Origin of the sequence: Streptomyces sp. A2-16, assembly GCF_018128905.1 — a bacterium.
Classification (GTDB): domain Bacteria; phylum Actinomycetota; class Actinomycetes; order Streptomycetales; family Streptomycetaceae; genus Streptomyces.
This window is the reverse complement of sequence record NZ_CP063808.1, coordinates 8934287-8951680: the sequence shown is the minus strand read 5'-3', so window position 1 is coordinate 8951680 and position 17394 is coordinate 8934287. Positions and strand designations below refer to the sequence as shown.

Genomic DNA, 17394 nt, shown 5'->3' with positions numbered 1-17394 from the left:
CAGAGGGAAAATTGCCCCCTGGCGGGGCTTGCGTTTCCGAAAGGCGGGACGGGAGCCGGATAGCTTTGCGTTTCGTTTCAGCCATGCACAGCACAACCAGGGGTGGGGTCGTCCATGTCGTCCAGGTCCAGCCATCGGCAGTCGAAGAAGCGCAGATACATCACCTGGGGCGTCGCCGGGGCCGCAGTGGTCGCCGGCGCCGGCCTCGCCGCGCAGAGCTCGATGGCCGCGACCACCTGGCCCGCGCAGAAGACGTACACCGGCCGCGCCTTCGACACCTGCGCCGCCCCCTCCCTGGCCGCGATGAAGGCCTGGCACGGCGGCCTCTACGGCGCCGCCGCCGTCTACGTCGGCGGCAAGAACCGCGGCTGCTCCCAGCCCAACCTCACCGCCTCCTGGGTCAAGTCGGTCAGCACCGCCGGCTGGAAGCTCATCCCGCTCTACGTCGGCGCCCAGCCGCCCTGCCAGAGCGGCTCCAACCCCGAGAAACTCACCGCCTCCACCGCCTCCTCCCTCGGCGCGACCGACGGCGCGGACGCGGTCGCCAAGGCCTCCGCGCTCGGCATGAGGATCGGCAGCCCGATCTACCTGGACATGGAGGCGTACGACATCACGAACAAGGCGTGCAACGACGCCGTGCTCACCTATGTGCGCGCCTTCGACAAGACCCTGCGCGCCAAGACGTACCGCGCGGGCTTCTACGGCTTCACCAGTTCCAGCGCCAAGGCGATCGCCAACGCGACGGACAGGACCGACCTGCCGGGCAACCTCTGGTACGCGCTGTGGGACAAGCAGAACACCACGACGACGGACTGGCCGTTCGGCAGGACCCAGTACACCGATCACAGCCGCGGCCATCAGTACCTGGTCAACAGCAAGGAGACGCGGAACGGCTACACCATCACCGTCGACCGCGACGCCTGGGACGGCCCGGTGGCCGTCACCGGCTGACCCCGGCACGCGCGTGTGCGTGCAGTGCTGCATGCGGTGCTGCGCGCGCCGCGCAGCGCGGCGGTGCCCGAAGTCCTGGTGAATCGTTGGTCGAATGGGTTGGCCAGAGCCTGTCCCCTGCCTACCATCGATCACCGCAAGACCTTGTGCACCGTCGCACAATCTCCTCGGGAGGCCTCCTTGCACCGCCGTCGTCGCACCGCGCTCGTCCTTACCGCCGCGCTCGCCGCCGCGGCACCCCTGCTCACCGCCTGCGGAAGCGACGCGCATCCCGGCGCGGCGGCCGTCGTCGGCGGGCAGCGGATCACCGTCGCCCAGCTGGAGAACCGGGTGACCGAGGTGCGTGACGCGCAGCGGGCGGCCGTCACGGACGAGGCGCAGTACAAGCAGGCCATCGCCAAGACCGGCACCCTCACCCGGGACGTCCTGCACGGGATGGTCCTCGACCGGGTGCTGCACCAGGCGGCCGCCGACGCGGGCGTGAGCGTGACCCGCAAGCAGGTCCAGGAGCTGCGCTCCGGCCTGGAGGAGCAGGCGGGCGGCGCCAAGGGCCTGGAGACGGCCTGGCTCCAGCAGTACGGCATCGCACCCGAGCGCCTCGACGAGAACCTCCGCCTCCAGCTGGAGGCCCAGAAACTCGCCGCGAAGCTCGGCACCGACACCAGCGACCCCGCGTTCTGGGGCGCCCTGAGCAAGGCGTCCAAGCAACTCGACGTCGACCTCAACCCGCGCTACGGCACCTGGGACGTGACCAAGAGCACCCGCGTCGACGCGAAGACCCCGTGGGTACGGGAGGTCACGGCGACGGGGAGCGAACAGAGCGCCTAGCGGGCCGGGGGCGGCCGAGAGCACTGAGGGACGCCCCCACCGCAACCGCAAGGCATCCCGACCGCAAGGCACCCCTGCCACCGGGCATCCCGACCGCTAGGCGCCCCGACCACCGGGCGCCCCGACCGCCGCGCGTCCCGACCGCTAGGCGCCCCAACAACTGGGCGTCCCGGCCACCGGGCGTCCGGGCGGTAAGGCGTCCCGACCACCGGGCGTCCGGGCGGCAAGGCATCCCGATCACCGAGCGCCCCGGCCGCAAAGCGCCCCGACGACCAGGCGCCCCCACGGCATGACGCCCCCACGGCATGGCACCCCCACCACCAGGCCCCCACCGTGGACGGATGATCGTACGATCACCCCGCCGCCCCCGGCCTGTGGACAAACTGATCGCCCCGTCGGCGCCGTGCGTTAGCTTCGAATCGTGAACGCAACCGGCTTCGAGCCCGCCCCCGACCAGGACCCCGACACGGCGTCCGCCCCCGGCCGCATCGTCCTGCTCACCACCAGCCACCGCGTCGCCCCCGGCCTGCTGTCCTGGCCCGCCTGGCAGGCGCTGCACGCCGCCGACCGGGTTCTGTGCGCGGACGGCGCCCACCCCCAGCTGCCCTATCTGCGGGAGGCGGGGACAGCCGTCGACGAGACGTCCCCGACCGCCGAGGAACTGGTCGGAGCGTGCGCGGGCGGACGGACGGTGGTCGTCGTGGCCACGGGCGAGGGCGAGCCGGCCCTCACGGACGGTCTGGCCCGCCTCGCCGGATCCGGACGCGTGCAGATGCCCGAGCTGGAGCTGCTCCCCGCCTCCTACGACCTGCCCGGCGCCCGGCTCCTCGACCTCGTCCAGGTCATGGACCGCATCCGCGCCGAATGCCCCTGGTCCTCCCAGCAGACCCACAAGGGCCTCGCGAAGTACGGCATCGAGGAGGCGTACGAACTCGTCGAGGCCATTGAGGAGGGTGACCGCGACGAACTCCGCGAGGAACTGGGAGACGTCCTGCTCCAGGTGATCTTCCACTCCCGGATAGCCGAGGACGACCCGGACGCCCCCTTCTCCATCGACGACGTCGCTGGCGGCATCGTCACCAAGCTCATCCACCGCCACCCGCACGTCTTCGGCGACGAGACGGCCAGCACCCCCGAGGAGGTCAAGGCGCACTGGCTGCGCACCAAGGCGATAGAGAAACAGCGCACCTCGGTGACCGAAGGCGTCCCCCTCGGCCAGCCCGGTCTCGCCCTCGCGGCCAAGCTGGCGTCGCGGGTGCGGACGGCCGGGCTGGAGGTACCCCTGCCCCAAGGGGAGGGCATCGGCTACCGACTGCTCGCCCTGGCCGCGCACGCGGAGGCGGAGGGCGTGGACCCGGAGGCGGCCCTGCGGGCGGCGGCACGGGCGTACCGGGATGCCGTCCTCCGAGCGGAACAGGGGAGCTGAGCGCCGGCGACAGGGGAGGGGAGGGGAGGGGGGACACCTCCGACCGCCGAGAAGACGGCCCCGCCAGACAAAGTGCCCCCGGGAAGCCCCCGGAAGCGCCCCGGAAAATCCCGGATACCGTCAGAGAGTGACCGACCACCCCGCCTCTCCCACCCCCACCCCCACCCCCTCCCCCTCTCCCTCTCCCTCTCCAACTCCCGCCCCCGACCTCTTCACCTGGGAGTTCGCCACCAACCCCTACCCCGCCTACGCCTGGCTCCGGGAGCACGCGCCGGTGCACAGGACCCGGCTGCCCAGTGGGGTGGAGGCCTGGCTGGTCACCCGGTACGCCGATGCCAAGCAGGCTCTCGCCGACCAGCGGCTCAGCAAGAACCCGGCGCATCACGACGAACCCGCGCACGCCAGGGGCAGGACCGGTATCCCGGGGGAGCGCAAGGCGGACCTGATGACGCATCTGCTGAACATCGACCCACCGGACCACACCAGGCTCCGACGGCTCGTCAGCAAGGCGTTCACACCCAGGAGGGTCGCCGAGTTCGCGCCCCGGGTGCAGGAGTTGACCGACCGTCTCATCGACGGGTTCGCGGCCACCGGAAGCGCCGACCTCATCCACGAGTTCGCCTTCCCGCTCCCCATCTACGCGATCTGCGACCTGCTCGGCGTCCCCCGCGAGGACCAGGACGACTTCCGGGACTGGGCGGGCATGATGATCCGGCACAGCGGGGGGCCGCGGGGCGGGGTCGCGCGGTCGGTGAAGAAGATGCGCGGTTATCTCGCCGAACTCATCCACCGCAAGCGGGAGGCGCTGCCCGACGAGCCCGCTCCGGGTGAGGACCTCATCTCCGCGCTCATCCGCGCCTCCGACCACGGCGAGCACCTCACCGAGAACGAGGCCGCGGCGATGGCCTTCATCCTGCTGTTCGCGGGCTTCGAGACCACCGTCAATCTCATCGGGAACGGCACCTACGCCCTCCTCACCCACCCGGGGCAGCGCCAAAGGCTCCAGCAGTCCCTCGCCGAGGGCCGCAGGGACCTGCTCGAAACCGGGGTGGAAGAGCTCCTGCGGTACGACGGCCCCGTCGAGCTGGCCACCTGGCGGTTCGCCACCGAACCCCTCCGCATCGGCGGACAGGACATCGCCGTCGGCGACCCGGTGCTCGTCGTGCTCGCCGCCGCGGACCGGGATCCGGAGCGGTTCGCCGACCCCGATGTGCTCGATCTGTCCCGCCGTGACAATCAGCACCTCGGTTACGGCCACGGCATCCACTACTGCCTCGGTGCCCCGCTCGCCCGTCTGGAGGGCCAGACCGCGCTCGCCACCCTCCTCACCCGGCTCCCGGACCTTCAACTCGCGGTGGATTCGGCTGATTTGCGCTGGCGTGGTGGGCTCATCATGCGTGGACTGCGTACTTTGCCCGTGGAGTTCACGCCCGTCCGGTAATGGACCGAGGGGTCCGGCGTATCCCCGAGGGGGGCCGCCTAAACATGACGTGCCCTCAAGTCTGTGATCTTCACGTGATCTACGCGGCATTAACTTGTGACAAGTGATCGAATCCCTATACGTTCACGGACCAGCGCGGTGCCTGTACCACCTGCCGCGCTGGTCCCTGCTCTCTCGGGAAAGGTCCCCCCATGCTCTCCGGGAACGGTCGTCACCGTCGCCCCCGTCAGGCTCCGGCTCTCCTCGTTGCGGCCGGTGTGACGGGATCCGCCATCGCGATCCCACTGCTCGGGGCGACCGGGGCGAGCGCCGCCACCGGCACCACGTGGGACCGGGTCGCGGAGTGCGAGAGCGGCGGCTCCTGGAGCGCGAACGACGGCAACGGCTACTACGGCGGCCTCCAGATGTCCCAGGAGAACTGGGAGAAGTACGGCGGCCTCGAGTACGCCAAGACCGCCGACCTGGCCAGCCGCAACCAGCAGATAGCCGTGGCCGAGAAGCTCCTCGCGGACCAGGGCATCGCCGCGTGGCCGACCTGCGGTCTGCTCAACGGCCTCAGCAAGGACTCGAGCTCGGCCGACGTGGACACGGGCGTGGGCAGCGGGACGCCCTCGGCCTCGGCGTCCGGATCGTCTGAATCATCCGGTTCCTCTAGTTCGTCGGGTTCTTCCGGATCCTCCGGTTCATCCAACTCGTCGGGCTCCGAGGATTCTTCCGGACTGCTCGACGCGCTGGACGGCTCGTCCGCGACGCCTTCGCCGTCGGCCACTCCCTCCAGCGGCAAGGACAGTTCCGACAGCTCGGACAAAAAGAACTCTTCGGGATCCGAGGGTTCCGCCACGGGGGAGGCGCAGTCCTCCGACAGCTCGCCCGTGGTGAGCGCGGATGAGGATGAAGCGGACAAGTCGTGGCAGGAGGGCAGTTCTTCGGCTCTCGTGGACGTCGGCGCCCTCGGCTCCGGCAAGCACCGCGGCGACAGTGCCGAGGAGGCCGTGACGAAGAGCGCGGCCCCGTCCTCGGTTGGCGGCCGTCATGCCGCCCGCACCTACACGGTCCAGGAGGGCGACTCGCTGGTCTCCATCGCCGACTCCCTTGGTCTCGACGGCGGATGGCGTGCCCTCTACGCCGAGAACAAGGACCGCATCGGGGCCGACCCGAGCAACATCGTCGCCGGTCAGACGCTCGACACAGGGGCTGAATAGGGCCGAAAAGGCCTGAAAAACAGCGCGAGTTCACGTCACACTTCGCACCGAATGTCCACTTTGGTGAAAGTGTGGGATGAGTCTCAGAAGCCCTGATCGTCTTTGAAATTCCGCCGAGCGCGTGTCTACGGTCGTCACCGCTCGGCAACCCGAGCCCCGTCTGTCGCAACGCCGAATCCTGCCAGCGGCCGTACGGGAACAGTCGTCGCGTCATGCGCCGTAGGCAGGAGCGGGGGACCCAAGGTAAGTGCCGGACCCAGCAGTTCACGCTGGACCGGCTTGGGGTGAAGTCACGCAGCTCGCGTGACCGGGCAACTCAACCGGCCCGAACCCGACAGCTCACCTCGCAGGCGTCGGTGAGGGGATCCACCATGCTGTTTTCCGGTAAGGGCAAGCACCGTCGTCCGTCCAAGGCCACCCGTGCCGCCGCGCTCGCCGGTGTCACCGGTGTCGCCATCGCCGCCCCGCTGATGGCGGCCGGCAGTGCCTCCGCCGCCACCGCCTCCGAGTGGGACGCCGTCGCCCAGTGCGAGTCCGGCGGCAACTGGTCCATCAACACCGGCAACGGCTACTACGGCGGCCTGCAGTTCTCCGCCTCCACCTGGGCCGCGTACGGCGGCACCCAGTACGCCGCGCAGGCCAACCAGGCCAGCAAGTCGCAGCAGATCTCCGTCGCCGAGAAGGTCCTCGCCTCCCAGGGCAAGGGTGCCTGGCCGGTCTGCGGCACGGGCCTGTCCAGCGCCACCTACAACGGCGGCAGCAGCTCGTCCTCCTCGAACTCCGGCTCCTCGAACACGAGCAGCCGTTCGACCGAGGAGCAGAGCGCCTCCCGTTCGACCGACCGCCCGGCGGCCAAGAAGACCGTCACCACCCCGACCGGCAAGAAGGTCAAGAAGGGCGACGGCGAGTACAAGGTCGTCAAGGGCGACACCCTCAGCTCGATCGCCGAGAAGCACAAGGTCAAGGGCGGCTGGCAGAAGCTGTTCAAGCTGAACAAGGACATCATCGCCGACGCCGACTTCATCTACCCGGGCCAGCAGCTGCACCTGAAGTGACGCTCAGCTGAACCACAGCGCCCTCACATCCGTGGTCCTCATACTGAAGGACCTCGTGAGGGTTCCCCCCCCCGTCCCCACGGGCTCCCCGCTCCGGTGCGTGTTCCCCCGTACGCACCGGGGCGGGGTTTTTTGTGCGCGCTTGCCGGGACGTCTTTGTTCAGTTCAGAAACAATTTACTCTCGGTTCTGTCCACGGGGCGGTCCACACGGTGGCCGATCCCCCGGAGCCGGTTAGGCTCGGTCTCGCAGAACCCACCGCGGTCCCGGCGGACCGTGTCACATCCCAAGAAGGAGATGCTCGTGCCGTCCATCGACGTCGTCGTAGCCCGGGAAATCCTCGACTCGCGAGGGAACCCCACCGTCGAGGTCGAGGTCGGCCTCGACGACGGCAGCACGGGTCGTGCCGCCGTCCCGTCCGGCGCCTCCACGGGCGCCTTCGAGGCCATCGAGCTGCGCGACGGTGACCCGAACCGCTACCAGGGCAAGGGCGTCGAGAAGGCCGTCCTCGCGGTCATCGAGCAGATCGGCCCGGAGCTCGTCGGCTACGACGCCACCGAGCAGCGCCTGATCGACCAGGCGATGTTCGACCTGGACGCCACCGACAACAAGGGCTCGCTCGGCGCCAACGCCATCCTCGGCGTCTCCCTCGCCGTCGCCCACGCCGCCTCCGAGGCCAGCGACCTCCCGCTCTTCCGCTACCTGGGCGGCCCGAACGCGCACCTGCTGCCGGTGCCGATGATGAACATCCTGAACGGCGGCTCGCACGCCGACTCCAACGTGGACATCCAGGAGTTCATGATCGCCCCGATCGGCGCGGAGTCCTTCTCCGAGGCGCTGCGCTGGGGCACCGAGGTGTACCACACCCTCAAGAAGGTCCTGAAGAGCAAGGGCCTGTCCACCGGCCTCGGCGACGAGGGCGGCTTCGCGCCGAACCTGGAGTCCAACCGCGCCGCCCTCGACCTCATCCTCGAGGCCATCAAGGAAGCCGGCTACATCCCCGGCGAGCAGGTCGCCCTGGCGCTGGACGTCGCCGCCTCCGAGTTCTACAAGGACGGCAAGTACCAGTTCGAGGGCAAGGACCGCTCGGCCGCCGAGATGACGGAGTACTACGAGGAGCTCGTGGCGGCCTACCCGCTCGTCTCCATCGAGGACCCGCTGTTCGAGGACGACTGGGCCGGCTGGAAGGTCCTCACCGACAAGCTGGGCGACAAGGTCCAGATCGTCGGCGACGACCTGTTCGTCACCAACCCGGAGCGTCTGGCCCGCGGCATCGAGGACGGCGCCGCCAACGCGCTGCTCGTCAAGGTCAACCAGATCGGCTCGCTGACCGAGACCCTCGACGCCGTCGAGCTCGCCCAGCGCAGCGGCTTCAAGTGCATGATGTCCCACCGCTCCGGCGAGACCGAGGACGTCACCATCGCCGACCTCGCCGTCGCCACCAACTGCGGCCAGATCAAGACCGGCGCCCCGGCCCGCTCCGAGCGCGTCGCCAAGTACAACCAGCTCCTGCGCATCGAGGAGATCCTCGACGACGCGGCGGTGTACGCCGGCCGCAGCGCCTTCCCCCGCTTCAAGGGCTGAGCAGCGTCAAGGGCTGACCCCTACAGGGCCAATCCTTAGCCAGTCGTACGTACGTCCCCGTACCGGTCCCGTACCGTGTGCGGGGACGTACGCACGTAGAAGGGGAGGCGGAGAGCCGATGGCCGTGAAGGACCGGGACCGTTTCTCCACCACGACCAGGATCAGGCTGCTCGGCGAGCAGACCGCGGCCCGTGTCTACCGCTCCCAGACCAGAAGGCAGGCCCGCCGCTCCCGGCTCACCGGCAGGGCCGCGCTGCTCGCCCTCGTGCTGTGCACGCTGGTGGTGGCGCTGGCGTACCCGATAAGGCAGTACGTCTCCCAGCGCGCCGAGATCGCCGATCTCCAGCGGGAGAAGGCGCAGGCCGCCCAGCGGGTCGAGAAGCTGCGCGATCTCAAGGCGCGCTGGCAGGACGACGCGTACGCGGAGCAGCAGATCCGGCAGCGGCTGCACTATGTGATGCCGGGCGAGACGGGCTTCATCGTCGTCGACCCGGACGCGGCGAAGCAGTCCCGCACCGATCTCGGGGCGGCCGACCGCCCCTGGTACTCCAACGTCTGGGACGGCGTCGACAAGTCCGACGCCTCGGACCAGTGAACCGACCGATGGACCGATAGAAAGACAGGCATGGAAACGCCCCCGCCCTCCACCCCGCGCACCGAGCCCACCGACGCGGACGTCGAGGCCTTCAAGCAGCAGCTCGGCCGGCCGCCGCGCGGACTGCGCGCGATCGCGCACCGCTGCCCCTGCGGTCAGCCGGACGTGGTGGAGACGGCCCCCCGCCTCCCCGACGGCACGCCCTTCCCGACGACGTACTACCTGACGTGCCCGCGCGCCGCCTCGGCGATCGGCACGCTGGAGGCGAACGGCGTCATGAAGGAGATGACGGAGCGCCTGCAGACCGACCCGGAGCTCGCCAAGGCGTACCGGGCCGCGCACGAGGACTACATCGCCCGCCGTGACGCCATCGAGGTCCTGGAGGGCTTCCCGAGCGCCGGCGGCATGCCGGACCGGGTGAAGTGCCTGCACGTCCTGGTCGGCCACTCGCTGGCCGCGGGCCCGGGCGTGAACCCCTTGGGCGACGAGGCGATCGCGATGCTGCCGGAGTGGTGGCGCAAGGGGGCGTGCGTGACCCTCGCCGATACCGAGGAGAACGACCAGTGACCCGCGTCGCCGCCATCGACTGCGGTACGAACTCCATCCGCCTCCTCGTCGCCGACTGCGACCCGGCCACCGGCGAACTCGTCGACCTGGACCGCCGTATGACCATCGTCCGGCTCGGGCAGGGCGTCGACCGGACCGGCCGGCTCGCCCCCGAGGCGCTGGAGCGGACCTTCGCCGCGTGCCGGGAGTACGCGGCGGTCATCAAGGAGCACGGGGCCGAGCGGCTGCGTTTCGTCGCCACCTCCGCCTCCCGGGACGCGGAGAACAGGGACGACTTCGTTCGGGGCGTCCTCGACATCCTCGGCGTCGAGCCCGAGGTCATCTCCGGGGACCAGGAGGCCGAGTTCTCCTTCACCGGGGCGACCAAGGAGCTCACCGGCAGCGACCACCTCGCCAAGCCCTACCTGGTGGTGGACATCGGCGGCGGTTCGACGGAGTTCGTCGTGGGCGACGACCATGTGCGCGCCGCACGTTCCGTGGATGTCGGCTGTGTGCGGATGACCGAGCGGCACCTCGTCCAGGACGGCGCCGTCAGCGACCCGCCCACCGCCGCGCAGATCACCGCGATGCGCGCCGACATCGAGGCCGCCCTCGACCTCGCCGAGCAGACCGTCCCGTTGCGCGAGGCGCGCACGCTGGTGGGGCTCGCCGGGTCCGTCACCACCGTCTCGGCGATCGCCCAGGAGCTGCCCGAGTACGACTCCGAGGCCATCCACCACTCCCGGGTCCCCCACGAGCGGGTCCGCGAGATCACCGACTGGCTGCTGCGCTCCACCCACGCCGAGCGCGCGGCCGTCCCCTCCATGCACCCGGGGCGCGTGGACGTCATCGGCGCCGGGGCCCTCGTCCTTCTCGCGATCATGGAGCGGATCGGTGCCGAGGAAGTCGTCGTGAGCGAGCACGACATCCTCGACGGCATCGCGTGGTCGGTCGCGTAGCCCCTCCCGGGCACCTCTGCTGAGCAGGGAGAACAACGTATGAGCGCGTCAGAGGGGTCCTTCGGGGCCCCTCTTCGACGTGGCGCCGGGAAAGTTCGTGAAGTTCTTCACAAGGAATTGGGCCCTGTCGGACGACGAATGTGGTCCGGTTGACCCTTCCGGGGGCTCAACACCCCTGTGAACACGTTCAAAACGGTGGGATGCGGACCTCGGGCGAGGGGTCTGCGAGGGGCCTGTGAGGGCCCCTCACGGGGCGGCTTCCGGCACGGAGAGGCAGCTCACGCGGCATTGACAACGGGTCGCCCGGTACCGTGGTTCCCGTCCCGCTTCATGATCTGGATCACGCGAGCGGCGGAGGATAACACACCCCTTGCAAGAGCTTGTGAAGGGGCGCACGAGCGACCCCCCTGAGGCGGGTGGATACTCGATGGCATGAGCACCACGGAGCGTCCCAGGATCCTCGTAGTAGGCGGTGGGTACGTAGGCCTGTACGCAGCTCGGCGCATCCTCAAGAAGATGCGCTACGGCGAGGCGACCGTCACGGTCGTCGACCCCCGGTCGTACATGACCTACCAGCCCTTCCTCCCCGAAACCGCCGCCGGCAACATCTCCCCGCGCCACGTCGTCGTCCCGCTGCGACGCGTGCTGCCCAAGGCGGAGGTTCTCACCGGCCGGGTCACCACCATCGACCAGGACCGCAAGGTCGCCACGATCGCCCCCCTCGTGGGCGAGGCGTACGAGCTGCCTTTCGACTACCTGGTGATCGCGCTCGGCGCGGTCTCCCGCACCTTCCCGATCCCCGGCCTCGCCGAGCAGGGCATCGGCATGAAGGGCATCGAGGAGGCCATCGGCCTGCGCAACCACGTCCTCGAGCAGCTCGACAAGGCCGACTCCACGACCGACGAGGAGATCCGCCGCAAGGCGCTCACCTTCGTCTTCATCGGCGGTGGCTTCGCGGGTGCGGAGACCATCGGCGAGGTCGAGGACATGGCCCGCGACGCGGCCAAGTACTACACCAACGTCTCGCGCGAGGACATGCGGTTCATCCTCGTCGACGCCGCCGACAAGATCCTTCCCGAGGTCGGCCCCAAGCTCGGCCAGTACGGCAAGGAGCACCTGGAGAGCCGGGGCGTGGAGATCTACCTCTCCACCTCGATGGACTCCTGCGTCGACGGCCACGTGGTCCTCAAGAACGGCCTGGAGGTCGACTCCAGCACCATCGTGTGGACCGCCGGCGTCAAGCCCAACCCGGTCCTCTCCCGCTACGGCCTCCCGCTGGGCCCGCGTGGTCACGTGGACACCGCCCCGACCCTCCAGGTCCAGGGCACCGACTACATCTGGGCCGCCGGCGACAACGCCCAGGTCCCGGACGTCGCCGCCCGCAAGGCCGGCGTCGAGAACGCCTGGTGCCCGCCGAACGCCCAGCACGCGCTGCGGCAGGCCAGGGTCCTCGGTGACAACGTGATCTCCGGCATGCGGGGCTTCCCGCAGAAGGAGTACAGCCACTCCAACAAGGGTGCTGTCGCGGGTCTCGGCCTGCACAAGGGCGTCGCGATGATCGTCATGGGCAAGATGAAGATCAAGCTCAAGGGCCGTCTCGCCTGGTACATGCACCGCGGCTACCACGGTCTGGCCATGCCGACCTGGAACCGCAAGGTCCGCGTCTTCGCCGACTGGACCCTCGGCATGTTCCTCAAGCGCGAGGTCGTCTCCCTCGGCGCGATGGAGCACCCGCGCGAGGAGTTCTACGAGGCAGCGCGGCCCGTGCCGGCCGCCGAGCCGAAGAAGACCGAGGCCAAGGCCTCCTGACCCGTACCGGTCGCTGAACGGACCGAAAGGCCCCCTGCCATCCGTGGTGCAGGGGGCCTTTCGGTGGTTTCGGGATTGACCATGGCCGTGGCGTTGTTTACCGAGGTGGACAATTCCGGGATCCTCGTCACGGAGGTGTGCGCCATGGCAGATGCCGCGCTGCGGCTCAGAACCCTCATCTCTCAGGTGCTGGGAGTGCCGCTACCGGTGCGGATCCGTGCCTGGGACGGCTCGGAGGCCGGGCCGCCCGAGGCGCCCGCGCTGGTCGTGCGCAACCGGCGGGCCGTCCGCCGGCTGCTGTTCAAGCCGGGCGAGCTGGGGCTGGCGCGTGCCTGGGTCGCGGGAGACCTGGACATCGACGGCGACCTCTACACCGCCCTCGACCTGATCTCGGGGCTGGTCTGGGAGCGCGGGGAGGACGCCAGGAGCCTCCTGCAGGCCCTGCGCGACCCCGAGGTGCGCTCCGCCGTACGCGGACTGCTCGCCCTCGCCGGGCCTCCGCTGCCGCCCGCCCCGCCGCCGGAGGAAGTCCGGAGGGCCCGCGGCCATCTGCACACCAAAGGCAGCGACAAGCGGGCCATCAGCCACCACTACGACGTCGGCAACGGCTTCTACGAGATCGTCCTCGGCCCGTCGATGGTGTACTCGTGCGCCTACTGGGAGGCCCCCGAGCCCGAGGGCACCCTGGAGCACGCCCAGCGCGACAAGCTGGATCTCGTCTGCCGCAAGCTCGGCCTGACAGCCGGGCAGCGGCTCCTCGACGTCGGCTGCGGCTGGGGCTCGATGGCCGTCCACGCGGCCCGCGAGTACGGCGTGAGCGTCGTCGGCATCACCCTCTCCCAGGAGCAGGCGGCCTACGCCCGCAAGCGTGTCGCCGAGGAGGGGCTCACCGACCGTGTGGAGATCCGGGTGCAGGACTACCGGGATGTCATCGACGGGCCGTACGACGCCGTCTCCTCCATCGGCATGGCCGAACACGTCGGCGCCGAACGCTACCTGGAGTACGCCGAGGACCTGCTGAAGCTCCTGAGGCCCGGCGGGCGGCTGCTCAACCACCAGATCGCCCGGCGTCCGCACCGCGACGAATCGGCGTACCACGTCGACGAGTTCATCGACGCCTATGTCTTCCCCGACGGCGAACTCGCCCCCCTCGGCACCACCGTGACCATGCTGGAGCGGGCCGGGTTCGAAGTGCGGGACGTCGAGTCGATCCGCGAGCACTACGCCCACACCCTGCGCCGCTGGGTCGCCAACCTGGAGGCCCAGTGGCAGCGCGCGGTCCGGATCGCCGGCCCCGGGCGGGCCCGCGTGTGGCGGCTGTACATGGCTGCCAGCGCCCTCGCCTTCGAACGCAACCGCATCGGCGTCAACCAGGTCCTCGCCGTCAGAACTCCCGATTCCGGCGCCTCCGGGCTGCCGCTGAGATCCCGCACCTGGAACTGACCCGCACGAAGAAGGGGCCCGCCACCCCCTCCGTGACGGGCCCCGAGCGCCGTGCCCCTACTCCGCCTTGATGGCCGCCAGCATGTTCATACGGGCCGCCCGGCGGGCCGGCCACAGCGCGGCGAGGATGCCCACCGTCGCCGCGAGGAGCAGGAACACCGCCATCCGGGCCCAGGGCAGGACGAGTTCGTACGTCGCCATCTTCGTGCCGAGCAGCTCACCGGCCGCCCAGCCGAAGAAGACACCCAGGCCGATGCCGAGGACCCCGCCGAACAGGGAGATGACCAGCGACTCCAGACGGACCATCCGCTTGATGCCCTTGCGGTCCAGGCCGATCGCGCGCAGCATGCCGATCTCCTGGGACCGCTCGAAGACCGACATGGCCAGGGTGTTGATGACGCCGAGGACCGCGACGATCACCGCCATGGCCAGGAGGCCGTAGAGCATGTTCAGCATCAGCGTGAACATCTGGGCGATGGAGTCGGAGAGGTCCTTCTTGTCCTGGACCTTGATGGCCGGGTTGGAGCCGAGGGCCTTCTCCAGCCTGTCCTTGGTGGCGGCGGAGGCGCCGTCGGACGTCTTCAGCATGACCTGCATGTCGGACCGGTCGCTCAGATGCGGGTTGAGGGTGGCGGTGTCGAGCAGGATGCCGCTGATCAGCTCGTTGCCCTCGTAGACCCCCGCGACCGTGAGCCGCTGCGCCTTGCCGTCCTCGTAGTGGACGGTGAAGGTCGAACCGGCTTTCCAGCCGAAGGACTTGGCCCTGTCCTTGTCCACGACCACCTGGGTGCCGCCGACCTTGAACGAGCCGTCGTCGACCTTGAGGTCGGTGAGCTCGCCGATCGCGGAGCCGTTGACACCGGTCAGGTACTCGGTCTCGCCGTCGATGCGGGAGGGCCCGTTGCGCAGCGGGCTGACGGCGGTGACGTCGCCGACCTTCGCCAGCTTGCGCTCGACGTCCGGCGAGAGCTCGTTGCCGTTCGCCATGGAGACCACGTAGTCCGCCTTGACGGCCGCCGACGCCATCTTGTCGATCGACTTCTGGAGGCTGCCCGCCATCACCGTCATGCCGGTGATCAGGGTGAGACCGATCATCAGCGCGGAGGCGGTGGCGGCCGTACGGCGCGGGTTGCGCACCGAGTTCTGGCGGGCCAACTTCCCGGAGACGCCGAACACGCGCATGAGGGGGGCCGCGGCCGCTATCAGCGGACGGGACAGCAGCGGGGTGAGGATGAACACGCCGATGATCAGCAGGACGGCGCCGAGACCCATGGGGGCCTGGCCGTCCGAACCCTCCATCGTGGTGGCCGCCAGGACGACGGCGACACCCGCACCGCTGAACAGCGCGCCCAGCGTGTTGCGCAGCACCAGCGACTTGGTCGTCGCCTTCGCGTGCACGCTGCTCATCGCCGCGACCGGCGGGATCTTCGCGGCCCTGCGACCGGGGAGCCAGGCCGCCAGCATGGTGATCAGGACGCCGACCGCGAGGGCCGTGCCGACCGTGCCGGGAGTGATGATCAGCGGGCCGTCCGGGACGGTCGCGCCGAGCGTGCCCATCAGCGACCTGAGCCCGGCCCCGATGCCGATACCGGCCACCAGACCCGTCACCGCGGCGACCAGACCGACCACGAACGCCTCGATCAGCACCGACCGTGTGACCTGCCTGCGGGACGCGCCGACCGCCCTGAGCAGCGCCAGCTCCTTGGTGCGCTGGGCGACCAGCATGGTGAAGGTGTTGGCGATGATGAAGGTGCCGACGAAGAGCGCGATGCCGGCGAAGACCAGCAGACCCTGCTTGAGGCCGCTCATCGAGGCGGAGATCATCTCGGCCTGCTCGTCGGCGAGTTCCTTGCCGGTCTCGGTCTCCACCAGGTCCGCGGGGAGCGCCTTGTCCAGCGCGGCCCGCAGCGCGGTCTGGGAGGTGCCTGCGGCCGCCTTCACGTCGATCTCGTCGTACGTCCCCGGCTTGCCGAACAGCTTCTGGGCGGTGGCCGTGTCGAACAGCGCGAGGCTGCCGCCGGCCGCGACATTGCCGTCGTCGGTGGTGAAGATGCCGGTGACGACGGGCTTGAGGACCGGGCCGTCGACCGAGATGCGCACGGTGTCGCCGACCTTGTAGCCGGCCCGCTTCGCGGTCTCGGAGTCGATCGCGACCTGGTTCGCACCGTGCGGGGCGGTGCCCTCGGCGAGCGGGTACCGGGGGTCCTTGGCCCCGTAGTAGTTGCCGCCCTGCGACTGGAAGCCGCCGCCGATGAGCTTGCCGTCCTTGTCGGCGATGGCGGTGAAGCCGCTGACGACACCGATGGCGTTCGACGCGCCGGGGACCTTGGCGCTCCGGTCGAGGAGGGCCTGGGTCAGCTCGTGGCGCTTGCCGATCGTGTTGCCCTTGCTCTCGTCCCATTCGGCGGTGACGGCGACGTCGACCTGGTCGAAGCCCTTGGCCGAACTCTTCTGGTAGGCCTCGGAGATGGTGTTGGTGAAGACGAGGGTGCCGGAGACGAACGCCACGCCGAGCATCACGGCGAGCACGGTCATCAGCAGCCTGGCCTTGTGCGCCAGTACGTTGCGCAGGGCGGTGCGGAACATCAGGAGGTGCGGCCCTTCGCGTCGAACTGCTTCATGAAATCGAGCACGTTGTCGGCCGTGGGCTTGTACATCTCGTCCACGATCCGGCCGTCCGCGAGGAAGACCACCCGGTCCGCGTACGCCGCGGCCACCGGGTCGTGGGTCACCATGACGACCGTCTGCCCGAGCTCCCGCACGGAGTTGCGCAGGAAGCCCAGCACCTCGGCGCCGGAGCGCGAGTCGAGGTTTCCGGTCGGTTCGTCGCCGAAGATGATGTCGGGCTTGGACGCGAGGGCCCGGGCGACGGCGACGCGCTGCTGCTGACCGCCGGAGAGCTGCGCGGGGCGGTGGCTGAGCCGGTCCCGGAGGCCGACCATCCGGATGACCGAGTCGAGCCACTCCTTGTCCGGCTTGCGGCCCGCGATGTCCATCGGGAGCGTGATGTTCTCCAGCGCCGTCAGGGTCGGCAGCAGGTTGAACGCCTGGAAGATGAAGCCGATCTTGTCCCGCCGCAACTTGGTGAGCTGTTTGTCCTTCAGGGAGCCCAGCTCGGTCTCACCGATGCGCACCGAACCGGAGGAGAAGGTGTCGAGACCGGCGACGCAGTGCATCAGGGTGGACTTGCCGGAGCCCGAGGGGCCCATGATCGCCGTGAACTCGGCCTGACGGAACTCGGCGGTGACCCGGTCCAGGGCGACCACCTGGGTCTCGCCCTGTCCGTAGATCTTCGACAGATCCGTGGCGCGCGCGGCCACGGCCGTGGTCCGGCCGGCCGGGGGCACCCCCGGACGAAGTTCGGGGGAGGGGGTGGTGGTCACGGGATGGAACTCCTAGCGGGACGACATCGTTGAAGGACGTCTTCCATCGTGGTGGCCGGAGCCCGCCGTGTAGTCAGCCGCAGTTCTGGTTCCGAAGGCAGACTTCGGAGGGACCGCGGCGCTCGGTGTCATACCTGGGGATGACGGCGACCCCTGATGAGGGGCCGCGTGCA

The 17394-nt window shown here is 69.7% G+C and carries 14 protein-coding genes and 1 riboswitch; of the genes, 12 read left to right on the top strand and 2 right to left on the bottom strand.

The annotated features are described in order from the left end of the window. Positions 1-114: 114 nt before the first annotated feature. The 12 genes from IOD14_RS40100 (at position 115) to IOD14_RS40045 (ending at position 13838) form a co-directional block, all read left to right on the top strand. Positions 115-951, top strand: a complete 837-nt coding sequence (locus IOD14_RS40100; protein WP_212672853.1) for a glycoside hydrolase domain-containing protein — start codon at positions 115-117, stop codon at positions 949-951. 180 nt (positions 952-1131) lie between these two features. Continuing rightward, positions 1132-1779, top strand: a complete 648-nt coding sequence (locus IOD14_RS40095) for a SurA N-terminal domain-containing protein (RefSeq protein ID WP_212672852.1) — start codon at positions 1132-1134, stop codon at positions 1777-1779. 421 nt (positions 1780-2200) lie between these two features. Further along, positions 2201-3205: a nucleoside triphosphate pyrophosphohydrolase gene (locus tag IOD14_RS40090; protein WP_123989777.1), complete on the top strand. Its 1005-nt coding sequence runs from the start codon at positions 2201-2203 to the stop codon at positions 3203-3205. Between the two features lie 127 nt (positions 3206-3332). Further along, positions 3333-4646: a cytochrome P450 gene (locus tag IOD14_RS40085; protein ID WP_123989776.1), complete on the top strand. Its 1314-nt coding sequence runs from the start codon at positions 3333-3335 to the stop codon at positions 4644-4646. 191 nt (positions 4647-4837) lie between these two features. Then, complete coding sequence (locus tag IOD14_RS40080; RefSeq protein ID WP_212672851.1) at positions 4838-5848, top strand: transglycosylase family protein; 1011 nt, start codon at positions 4838-4840, stop codon at positions 5846-5848. 159 nt (positions 5849-6007) lie between these two features. Continuing rightward, a riboswitch (cyclic di-AMP (ydaO/yuaA leader) is annotated at positions 6008-6216 on the top strand. 3 nt (positions 6217-6219) lie between these two features. Beyond that, positions 6220-6903, top strand: a complete 684-nt coding sequence (locus IOD14_RS40075; RefSeq protein ID WP_123989774.1) for a transglycosylase family protein — start codon at positions 6220-6222, stop codon at positions 6901-6903. 296 nt (positions 6904-7199) lie between these two features. Beyond that, positions 7200-8486 (top strand): phosphopyruvate hydratase, encoded by a 1287-nt coding sequence (gene eno / locus IOD14_RS40070; RefSeq protein ID WP_007382562.1) that lies wholly within the window; start codon positions 7200-7202, stop codon positions 8484-8486. A gap of 118 nt (positions 8487-8604) precedes the next feature. Then, the gene (locus tag IOD14_RS40065; RefSeq protein WP_123989773.1) at positions 8605-9081 is read left to right on the top strand and encodes a septum formation initiator family protein; all 477 of its coding nucleotides are present in this window, start codon (positions 8605-8607) and stop codon (positions 9079-9081) included. A gap of 30 nt (positions 9082-9111) precedes the next feature. Continuing rightward, positions 9112-9648 carry a DUF501 domain-containing protein gene (locus IOD14_RS40060; protein ID WP_123989772.1) on the top strand — a complete coding sequence of 179 codons (537 nt, stop codon included), beginning with the start codon at positions 9112-9114 and terminating at the stop codon, positions 9646-9648. Continuing rightward, positions 9645-10586, top strand: coding sequence for a Ppx/GppA phosphatase family protein (locus IOD14_RS40055; RefSeq protein WP_123989771.1), 942 nt, complete (start codon positions 9645-9647; stop codon positions 10584-10586). The genes IOD14_RS40060 and IOD14_RS40055 overlap by 4 nt, the downstream gene beginning before the upstream one ends. A 432-nt stretch (positions 10587-11018) precedes the next feature. Further along, positions 11019-12395: an NAD(P)/FAD-dependent oxidoreductase gene (locus IOD14_RS40050; RefSeq protein WP_078936012.1), complete on the top strand. Its 1377-nt coding sequence runs from the start codon at positions 11019-11021 to the stop codon at positions 12393-12395. Between the two features lie 144 nt (positions 12396-12539). Then, a complete protein-coding gene (locus tag IOD14_RS40045) occupies positions 12540-13838 on the top strand; it encodes a class I SAM-dependent methyltransferase (protein WP_123989770.1) in 1299 nt (432 codons plus the stop codon). A 57-nt stretch (positions 13839-13895) separates the two neighbouring features. Here IOD14_RS40045 and IOD14_RS40040 read toward each other — a convergent pair whose 3' ends face one another. Both IOD14_RS40040 and IOD14_RS40035 read right to left on the bottom strand, forming a co-directional pair. Further along, positions 13896-16424 carry an FtsX-like permease family protein gene (locus IOD14_RS40040; RefSeq protein ID WP_123989769.1) on the bottom strand — a complete coding sequence of 843 codons (2529 nt, stop codon included), beginning with the start codon at positions 16422-16424 and terminating at the stop codon, positions 13896-13898. Continuing rightward, positions 16424-17185 carry an ABC transporter ATP-binding protein gene (locus tag IOD14_RS40035; RefSeq protein ID WP_123992690.1) on the bottom strand — a complete coding sequence of 254 codons (762 nt, stop codon included), beginning with the start codon at positions 17183-17185 and terminating at the stop codon, positions 16424-16426. The genes IOD14_RS40040 and IOD14_RS40035 overlap by 1 nt, the downstream gene beginning before the upstream one ends. Between the last annotated feature and the right edge of the window lie 209 nt (positions 17186-17394).

What these genes read in the sequence shown, in the direction of transcription:
- IOD14_RS40080 (WP_212672851.1), top strand. Translation starts at nt 4,838, where the DNA reads ATGCTCTCCGGGAACGGTCGTCACCGTCGCCCCCGTCAGGCTCCGGCT.
- IOD14_RS40050 (WP_078936012.1), top strand. Translation starts at nt 11,019, where the DNA reads ATGAGCACCACGGAGCGTCCCAGGATCCTCGTAGTAGGCGGTGGGTAC.
- IOD14_RS40060 (WP_123989772.1), top strand. Translation starts at nt 9,112, where the DNA reads ATGGAAACGCCCCCGCCCTCCACCCCGCGCACCGAGCCCACCGACGCG.
- IOD14_RS40100 (WP_212672853.1), top strand. Translation starts at nt 115, where the DNA reads ATGTCGTCCAGGTCCAGCCATCGGCAGTCGAAGAAGCGCAGATACATC.
- IOD14_RS40045 (WP_123989770.1), top strand. Translation starts at nt 12,540, where the DNA reads ATGGCAGATGCCGCGCTGCGGCTCAGAACCCTCATCTCTCAGGTGCTG.
- eno (WP_007382562.1), top strand. Translation starts at nt 7,200, where the DNA reads ATGCTCGTGCCGTCCATCGACGTCGTCGTAGCCCGGGAAATCCTCGAC.
- IOD14_RS40065 (WP_123989773.1), top strand. Translation starts at nt 8,605, where the DNA reads ATGGCCGTGAAGGACCGGGACCGTTTCTCCACCACGACCAGGATCAGG.
- IOD14_RS40040 (WP_123989769.1), bottom strand. Translation starts at nt 16,424, where the DNA reads ATGTTCCGCACCGCCCTGCGCAACGTACTGGCGCACAAGGCCAGGCTG.
- IOD14_RS40075 (WP_123989774.1), top strand. Translation starts at nt 6,220, where the DNA reads ATGCTGTTTTCCGGTAAGGGCAAGCACCGTCGTCCGTCCAAGGCCACC.